Source organism: Streptomyces sp. ActVer, assembly GCF_027270795.1.
GTDB classification, from domain to species: Bacteria; Actinomycetota; Actinomycetes; order Streptomycetales; family Streptomycetaceae; genus Streptomyces; species Streptomyces umbrinus_A.
Genome location: NZ_JAPWHT010000473.1, coordinates 1 through 7,698, shown reverse-complemented (window position 1 = coordinate 7,698; position 7,698 = coordinate 1). Strand labels below are relative to the sequence as shown.

Annotated in this window: 10 protein-coding genes; 5 read left to right on the top strand and 5 right to left on the bottom strand. The window is 70.7% G+C overall.

Annotation, left to right across the window (positions count from 1 at the left end; all coding sequences use genetic code 11):
* From O3Q52_RS44410 to O3Q52_RS44400, 3 genes are all read right to left on the bottom strand, one after another.
* Positions 1 to 305: precorrin-6A/cobalt-precorrin-6A reductase (locus O3Q52_RS44410; RefSeq protein WP_269654201.1), on the bottom strand; the 305-nt coding region annotated here is incomplete at its 3' end.
* Positions 306 to 371: 66 nt separating this feature from the next.
* The gene (locus O3Q52_RS44405) at positions 372 to 2,207 is read right to left on the bottom strand and encodes a glycoside hydrolase family 15 protein (protein ID WP_269654200.1); all 1,836 of its coding nucleotides are present in this window, start codon (positions 2,205 to 2,207) and stop codon (positions 372 to 374) included.
* Positions 2,208 to 2,409: 202 nt separating this feature from the next.
* Positions 2,410 to 3,183, bottom strand: a complete 774-nt coding sequence (locus tag O3Q52_RS44400; RefSeq protein WP_269654199.1) for a sulfite exporter TauE/SafE family protein — start codon at positions 3,181 to 3,183, stop codon at positions 2,410 to 2,412.
* A gap of 152 nt (positions 3,184 to 3,335) precedes the next feature.
* On the opposite strand from O3Q52_RS44400, the gene O3Q52_RS44395 reads away from it, so the two are divergent.
* From O3Q52_RS44395 to O3Q52_RS44375, 5 genes are all read left to right on the top strand, one after another.
* Positions 3,336 to 4,145, top strand: a complete 810-nt coding sequence (locus O3Q52_RS44395) for an alpha/beta hydrolase (protein WP_269654198.1) — start codon at positions 3,336 to 3,338, stop codon at positions 4,143 to 4,145.
* A 68-nt stretch (positions 4,146 to 4,213) separates the two neighbouring features.
* The gene (locus O3Q52_RS44390; RefSeq protein WP_269654197.1) at positions 4,214 to 4,492 is read left to right on the top strand and encodes a WhiB family transcriptional regulator; all 279 of its coding nucleotides are present in this window, start codon (positions 4,214 to 4,216) and stop codon (positions 4,490 to 4,492) included.
* Positions 4,489 to 4,971: a Dps family protein gene (locus O3Q52_RS44385; protein WP_055612554.1), complete on the top strand. Its 483-nt coding sequence runs from the start codon at positions 4,489 to 4,491 to the stop codon at positions 4,969 to 4,971. The genes O3Q52_RS44390 and O3Q52_RS44385 overlap by 4 nt, the downstream gene beginning before the upstream one ends.
* Positions 4,972 to 5,082: 111 nt before the next feature.
* A complete protein-coding gene (locus tag O3Q52_RS44380) occupies positions 5,083 to 5,433 on the top strand; it encodes a DUF3140 domain-containing protein (RefSeq protein WP_269654196.1) in 351 nt (116 codons plus the stop codon).
* Positions 5,434 to 5,546: 113 nt separating this feature from the next.
* Positions 5,547 to 6,362 carry an SAM-dependent methyltransferase gene (locus O3Q52_RS44375; RefSeq protein WP_269654195.1) on the top strand — a complete coding sequence of 272 codons (816 nt, stop codon included), beginning with the start codon at positions 5,547 to 5,549 and terminating at the stop codon, positions 6,360 to 6,362.
* 27 nt (positions 6,363 to 6,389) lie between these two features.
* Here the strand turns inward: O3Q52_RS44375 and O3Q52_RS44370 are convergent, their stop codons facing one another.
* The gene (locus O3Q52_RS44370) at positions 6,390 to 7,079 is read right to left on the bottom strand and encodes an SDR family NAD(P)-dependent oxidoreductase (protein ID WP_269654194.1); all 690 of its coding nucleotides are present in this window, start codon (positions 7,077 to 7,079) and stop codon (positions 6,390 to 6,392) included.
* Positions 7,080 to 7,104: 25 nt separating this feature from the next.
* Positions 7,105 to 7,698, bottom strand: a 594-nt coding sequence (locus tag O3Q52_RS44365) for a cupin domain-containing protein (RefSeq protein ID WP_269654193.1), incomplete at its 5' end; no start/stop codon positions are given.

The following is a 7,698-nucleotide window of genomic DNA, read 5'->3' as shown; positions in this document are numbered from 1 at the left end:
GGGCGGCGCAGGACGACGACCGGGACGCCGGTGGCCGCCGCGGCCCGTGCCGCGTTCTCGGTGATGCCCGTCGCGAAGGGGTGCGTGGCGTCGACGACGGCGTCCACGTGCTCGGCGCGCAGCCACTGCGCGAGGCCCTCCGCCCCGCCGAACCCCCCGACGCGTACGTCCCCGTCCAGGGCTCCCGGCCGGGACACGCGCCCCGCGAGCGACGTGGTCACGCGCACGCCGGGGCGGGCAGCGAGCGACGCGGCCAGTTCACGCGCCTCGGTGGTCCCGCCGAGGACCAGGACATGGGGGGACATGGCATCGAGCGTACGGGGCGGACTCCCTCGCCCGATCCGCCCGTCCGTCCTCCGGCCCGGCCGCTGTCAGCCCAGGGCCCGGTCCAGGTTGAACGCCGCGCTGATCAGGGAGAGATGGGTGAATGCCTGCGGGAAGTTGCCCTGCTGTTCGCCGGTGTGGCTGATCTCCTCGGCGTACAGGCCTAGGTGGTTGGCGTAGGTGAGCATCTTCTCGAAGGCCAGCCGCGCCTCGTCGAGCCGTCCGGCCCGGGTCAGGGCCTCGACGTACCAGAAGGAGCAGATCGAGAAGGTGCCCTCCTCGCCGCGCAGGCCGTCGGGGCTCGCGTTCGGGTCGTAGCGGTAGACCAGCGAGTCCGAGACCAGGTCCTCGGTGAGCGCGTCGAGGGTGGAGAGCCACTTCGGGTCGGTCGGCGAGATGAACTTGGCGAGGGGCATCATCAGCACCGCGGCGTCGAGGACGTCGTCGTCCTCGTGCTGGACGAACGCCTGGCGCGTCGGTGACCAGCAGCGTTTCATGATCCGCCGGTAGATCGTGTCGCGGGCCCCGCGCCAGCGCACGATGTCCGCGGGCAGGCCCCGGCGGGTGGCCAGCCTGATGGCCCGCTCGATCGCCACCCAGCACATGAGCCGGGAGTAGAGGAAGTTCTTGCGGCCGCCGCGGGTCTCCCAGACGCCCTCGTCGGGCTGGTCCCAGTGTTCGCAGACCCATTCGACGAGTCCGCAGATGTCGTCCCACTGGTCGCTGGAGATCGGCTGGGCCCACTTGTCGTAGAGGTAGACAGAGTCGATGAGCGCTCCGTAGATGTCGAGCTGGAGCTGGTCGGACGCCGCGTTGCCGACCCGGACGGGGGCTGAGCCCTGGTATCCCTCCAGGTGGGGAAGCTCCCGCTCGGGCAGGTCGGTGCGGCCGTCGATGCCGTACATGATCTGCACCGGGCCCCCGGGGTGGCCGTCGCCCGGGGTGATGTACTTGGCCGCGAAGGCCATGAACGACTCGGCCTCGGTGGTGAAACCCAGCCTCAGCAGCGCGTACACGCAGAAGGCGGCGTCGCGCACCCACACGTACCGGTAGTCCCAGTTGCGCTCGCCGCCGAGCTGTTCGGGCAGGCTGGTCGTGGCCGCGGCCACGATCGCGCCGGTCGGCGCGTAGGTGAGCAGCTTGAGGGTGAGTGCGGAGCGGTGCACCATCTCCCGCCACCGGCCGCGGTACTGGGAGGCGGTCAGCCAGTGCCGCCAGAAGGCCACCGTGGCGGCGAACAGTTGCTCGGCCTCGGCGCGCGGGCAGCGGCGGGGCGCGATGTCGCCGCTGACCTGGTCGAGGGCGAACACCGCGGACTCGCCCTCCTGGAGCTTGAAGTCCACTCGCGCGTCGAGCCCGTCGCATTCGAGCGGCTCCGTGGCGGTCAGCGCGAGGGACAGACCCGCCGACTCGAAGATCACCATGTCGTCGTGCGACCGTGCGGTGTGCGGCTGGGCTCCGTACTCGAACCGGGGGGACACCCGCGCGCGGAAGGGGATCGAACCGCGTACGCACAGGACACGGCGGATGAGCCGGTGCCGGTCCGCCTCGGTCTCGTCGCCGTCCACCGGCATGAAGTCCTGGATCTCACCCACCCCGTCCTCGGTGAAGAAGCGGGTGACCAGGACGTTGGTGTCGGGGAAGTAGAACTGCTTGGTCCGGGCCGGCACGGCGGCCGCCAGCTCGAAGGAGCCGCCCCGGTCGGCGTCGAGGATCGAGGCGAAGACGCTGGGGGCGTCGAAGGACGGACAGCAGTACCAGTCGATCGTGCCGTTCGTGCCCACCAGGGCCACGCTGCGCAGATCGCCGATCAGACCGTGCTCGGCGATCGGCAGATAGCGGGCGGATTCCGCTGGATCCTCGTGACCGGACGCCTCGGACATGACCGCAGCCTCCCTGCCCCGGGAACACACTGTTGACGCGTCCCAGCCTAGGCGCTCCGCTGGATTTGCGGTTGGTTTTGGTCCGCGGTTCGTTTTGGTCCGCAGTTGGTTTTGTGCGAGCCGGTGGGGGCTGGTCGCGCCCCGCGGCGGAGCCGCAGATCGATACAGCCCCGCGCCCCCTACGGGGCTCGGGGATGCGGCATCAGCGCAGGAGCAGCTGTGCTCCGCCCACCACCGTCGCCGCGATCACCAGCTGTTCGAAGAGTCGCTGATTGATCCGGTTCACGGCCCATTTCCCGATGAACGCCCCCGGTACGACGAAGGCGGCGAGGGCCGCGTCCAGCAGCAGCGAGTTGCCGTCGACGAGGCCGAGGCCGACGCTGAAGGGGACCTTGGAGACGTTGACGATCAGGAAGAAGAAGGCGGAGGTCCCCAGGAAGCCGAGCTTCCGGAAGCCCGCGGAGAGCAGGTACATCGACATCACCGGGCCGCCCGCGTTGGCGACCATCGTGGTGAAGCCGCCCAGCACGCCGTACGAACGGGCCTTGATGCGGCCGGTGCGCGTGGCCAGGGAGTCGGGTTCCTCCTCCGCCTCGGTCCTGCGGCGGCGCCAGATGGTGACCCCGGCCATCAGCAGCAGGATCGCGCCGATCGACGTCCGTACGACCTGGTCGTCGGCCCACATCAGGAACACCGTGCCGACGATCACTCCCGCGGCGACCGCCGGGAACAGTTTCCACAGCGTCGGCCAGTGCGCGTGCCGCCGGTAGGTGAGCACGGCGAGCACGTCGCCGACGATGAGGATCGGCAGCAGGACTCCGGTCGACGCCCGGGCGGGCAGCACGGCCGCGAAGATGGCGAGACTGACGGTGTTGGCTCCGCTGACCGCTGTCTTGGAGAAGCCGACGAGCAGGGCCGCGGCGGCGAGTGCGGCGAACTCCCACAGGGATATGTGCCAGAGCGTCATCGTGTTCATGCGGAGACCGATGCTATGCCCACGTATCCGGTCGCGTCAGGACCGTCTCGACAGGTGGCCCCTGCCGCCGACACCGGCCGCGCGCTATGGACCGCTCCCCCGCCCCCTGGAAAGATCGTCCTCGACCCTTCGCCGACGCCGATGGAGGACATATGGCCGACTCCCGCGAGCACACCCTCACGGGCACCCGGGGCACGATCACCGCACGCGAGTGGCCACGGGAGCGGCCGCGGTACGTGGCGTTGCTGGTGCACGGCTACGGGGAGCACATCGGCCGGTACGAGTACGTGGCCGACGTGCTGCACGGGCACGGCGCAGCCGTGTTCGGCCCCGACCACATGGGGCACGGGAGGTCGGCGGGCGAGCGCGTGCTGGTCGAGGACTTCGAGGACCTGGTGAGCGACGTCCACGCGGTGGAGCGGCTGGCCCGGGCCGCCCATCCGGACGTACCGGTCGTGCTGATCGGCCACTCCATGGGCGGCCTCATCGCCGCGCGACACGCCCAGCGGTACGGGGACGGGCTCGCCGCGCTCGTCCTCTCCGGGCCGGTCATCGGCAGCTGGGACCTGCTGCCCCAGCTGCTGGCGCTCGATCCACTGCCCGACATCCCCATCGACCCGACGACGCTCTCGCGCGACCCGTCGGTCGGTGCGGCGTACGCGGCGGATCCGCTGGTCTGGCACGGGCCGTTCAAGCGCCCCACGTTGGAAGCGTTCGTACGCACTCTGGAGACCATCGCCAAGAGCGGTGACGTGGGTGCGCTGCCGCTGCTGTGGCTGCACGGGGACGACGACCGGATCGTGCCGCTGCCCGCCAGCCGCGCGGGCATCGAGGAGCTGCGCGGCGCCGACTGGTCCGAGCGTGTGTACGCGGGAGCTCAGCACGAGGTGTTCAACGAGACGAACAAGGACACGGTCCTCGCGGACGTGACCGCCTTCGTGGACCGGGCCCTCGCCGACTGAGGGCCGACGGGCCCCGCGTCATCGAAATCGGGTGTTTTCGCTGATCCGCCGTGGGCACCCGGCCTCGCATGGAGTGGTTGCGGCGAGCGGCCTGCGCGGAGGAGGACCCAGAACTGTTCTTCCCCGTGGGCTCGGTCGGCCCCGCACGGCACGACATCGCCGCCGCCAAGCGCGTCTGCGCCCGTTGTCCGGTGGCCGGCCAGTGCCTCGCGTGGGCGCTCTCCACCGGACAGACCTCCGGTGTGTGGGGCGGCACGGGCGAGGAAGAGCGCGCCGCACTGCTCCGCATGGTCCGCCGCCGGAAAACGTCACAAACATCGCAAACGCCAAGGAGAAGTGCACCATGACCGTGGTGAAGAGCACCCTGTCCGAGTCTGCTCGTCAGGTCGTCGGGGAGGCCCTGCAGGGCACTCTGGTGGATCTGCTCGGGCTCTCGCTCATCGGCAAGCAGGCCCACTGGAACATCGTGGGCCCGCGGTTCCGCTCGATCCATCTGCAGCTCGACGAGGTCGTCGACACGGCCCGTACGTACGCCGACACCGTGGCCGAGCGCGCGGCGACGCTCGGCGTGCCGCCCGACGGCCGCCCCGAGACGGTCGCGACGACGGCCGCCCCGCAGGGCCCGAAGGAGGGCTGGGTCCAGGACACCGAGGTCGTCGGCGTGCTCGTCGAGGCGCTGGAGACGACAATAGGACTCCTGCGGGAGCGGATCACCGCGACCGCCGAGCCCGACCCCGTCACGCAGGACCTGCTGATCGGTCTGACGGCGGAGCTGGAGAAGCACCGCTGGATGTTCCAGGCCGAGGACTGGCCGCGGCGCGCCTGAGGTCCCCGCAGGCGGGCGCGGCGCTGTGAGAAGCGCACGCAGGACACGCACAGGCCACGCAGGCCAAGCAGGCAGGGGCAAGCGCACGACCGAAAGGGGAAGGGGTACGTCATGACCGACGCCCTCGAACTCGACGCGCTGTGGGACGAGTTCCACCGCGCGGTGAACATGACCTCGCAGGAGCTGGCCGCGTGGCTGCGGGTGAGCGACGCCTCCGAGGAGACGGAACCGCTGCCGGAGCACGCGGGTTCGCCCACCGGTGAGCATGTGCTGGCCATCCTCCAGAAGCGCCGCACCGACCTCACCGACGACGACCTCGACGTGATGTACGAGGTCGTGGACACCGTCACCGCCGAGACGGACCGGGAGGGCGAACCGTTGGCCGGTCCCGGCGCCGAGGAGACACAGCGCCGGCATCGGCTGATGGCGTTGGGCCACGACCCGCTCAAGCCGCCCTCCTAGAGCGGCGGGCCTCCCCTCCCAGGCTCCCTCTCGCGGGGCCCGGGAAAGGCATTCGAAGATCCGGTGACCGGTGGCACACTGCTCGCACACATCGATGAGCAGAGGAGCGCCGCATGCCGGGGACAGAGCCTTCCGCGCAACGGATCGACACCAGCAGGCCGCATCCCGCGCGGGTGTACGACTGGCTCATCGGCGGCAAGGACAACTACCCGGTCGACGAGCAACTCGGCCTTCAGATGCTGGCGTTGGAGCCGCACGCCAGGCACTCCGCGCTCAACAACCGCTGGTTCATGCACCGTGCCACGCGGTGGCTGGTCCAGGAGGCGGGCATCCGTCAGTTCCTCGACATCGGTGCGGGGATCCCGACGGAGCCCAACCTCCACCAGATAGCGCAGGCCGGGGCGCCCGACGCGCGGATCGTGTACGTCGACAACGACCCCATCGTGCTGGCCCATGCCGCGGCGCTGCTGCACGCCACTCCCGAGGGGGTGACGGAGTACATCCAGGCGGATGTGCGCGACACGGGCAAGATCCTGGAACAGGCGAGGGCCGTCCTCGACTTCGACCGGCCCGTCGCGCTGTCGCTGATCGCGCTGCTGCACTTCGTCGCCGACGAGGACGGGGCGTACGACCTGGTGGGCAGTCTGGTCGAGGCGCTGCCGGCCGGGAGTTGCCTCGTGCTGTCGATGATCACCGGGGACTACGACCCGGAGAACATGGACCGGGCTGTGCGGTCGTACGCGGCGGGCGGCGTCACGCTCGTGGCCCGTTCGCACGCCGAAGTGACCCGTTTCTTCACGGGACTTGAACTGGTCGAACCCGGGGTGGTCCCCCTGCCGGAATGGCATCCGGAACTCGCGGCGGGCGAGCAGCTCAGGGGCGAGGCGCCGGTGCCGCTGTACGCGGGTGTGGGGTTCAAGGCCTCCTGAGACCTCCCGTGCCGGGGCCACGCTCGCTCATCGAAGCAGCCACCCTCCGTCCACGCCGAGGTTGACGCCGTTGACGGCTTCGTTGCGCAGCAGGAAGTCCACCGCGTCCACGACGTCCCGCATGCGCGCGAGCCGGCCCGTGGGCGTCTGGGCGCGGTAGTTCTCCAGCACCTCCGGGGGCTTGCCCGCCCAGAAGGGGCTGTCACCGACGATGCCCGGGTGGACGGCGTTGACGCGGATCGGGGCGAGTTCGCTCGCGAGGGTGCGTACCAGGCCCGTGACGCCCGCGTTCACCGTGGCGACGGTCGTGGCGCCCGGGTAGGGCCGTTCCTTGGCCTGCCCGCCGAAGATCACGACGGCGCTCTCCCCGGTCATCCGGGGCAGCAGCGTGTGGACGACCTCGGTGTAGCCGACGAGCTTGAGGGTGACCAGGTGCAGCGCGGCGTCGATGTCGTAGTCGGTGACGGTGTTCTGGTCGCGGGAGATGCCCGCGAGGACGAGGTGGTCGACGCGCTCGACGCCCGCCAGGGCGCCCGCGATCTCGCGGGGCCGGGACAGGTCCAGGGCAAGCCCGTGCGCGCCGATCTCCTTGGCGGCCGTGTCGGCGCGGTGGGCGTCGCGGCCGGTGAGTACGACCTCGTCGCCCCGTTCCACACGGGCGCGGGCGAACTCGCGGCCGATGCCGGCCGTACCCCCGATGACGACAACACTGCTCATGGCCTCTCCCCCGGCACGTCACGGCTCACGGCTTCTTCTCCCCTTCTTCCGCCCCCAGCACGTCGCGCAGATGGTCCCAGTCGCGGGCGAACCGGTAGGAGTGGCGGGACGGCGGCTGGGGTGCCTGTGTCTCCAGCCAACGCACCGGTCCCGTACCGGCGTTGGTGAAGCTGTGGACGCAACCGGCGCCCGCCCAGGCGGCGTCACCCACGCCGAGGCGGTACTGCTCGCCGTCGAAGGCGGCGTCCACGGTTCCCTCGACGATGAGATAGGTCTCCTCGAAGGGGTGGTCGTGCGCGCCCGCGACGCCGTCGGCCGCGTACTGCACGATGAACATCGTCGAGGCCACCGCGCCCAGTTCGGCGTCCACCATCATCTTCACGGTGATCCCGCTGTAGACGAGCAGCGCGGTGCGCATACTGGCCGACACGGCGAGGAGGTCCTGGGACTGTTTGCCGGGGTCCATCTGGGCGGCCTCGAAGTGGCCGAACGAGCGGGTGCGCGGGTCGCGGACGTCGATCCGGACCGGTGCGCGGAACGACTCGCGGTCCGGCAGCGCGGGCACCGCCCGGGTGTCGTGTCCGTAGCGCGCCCTCGGCACCGGCGCGCCCCTCCGGCT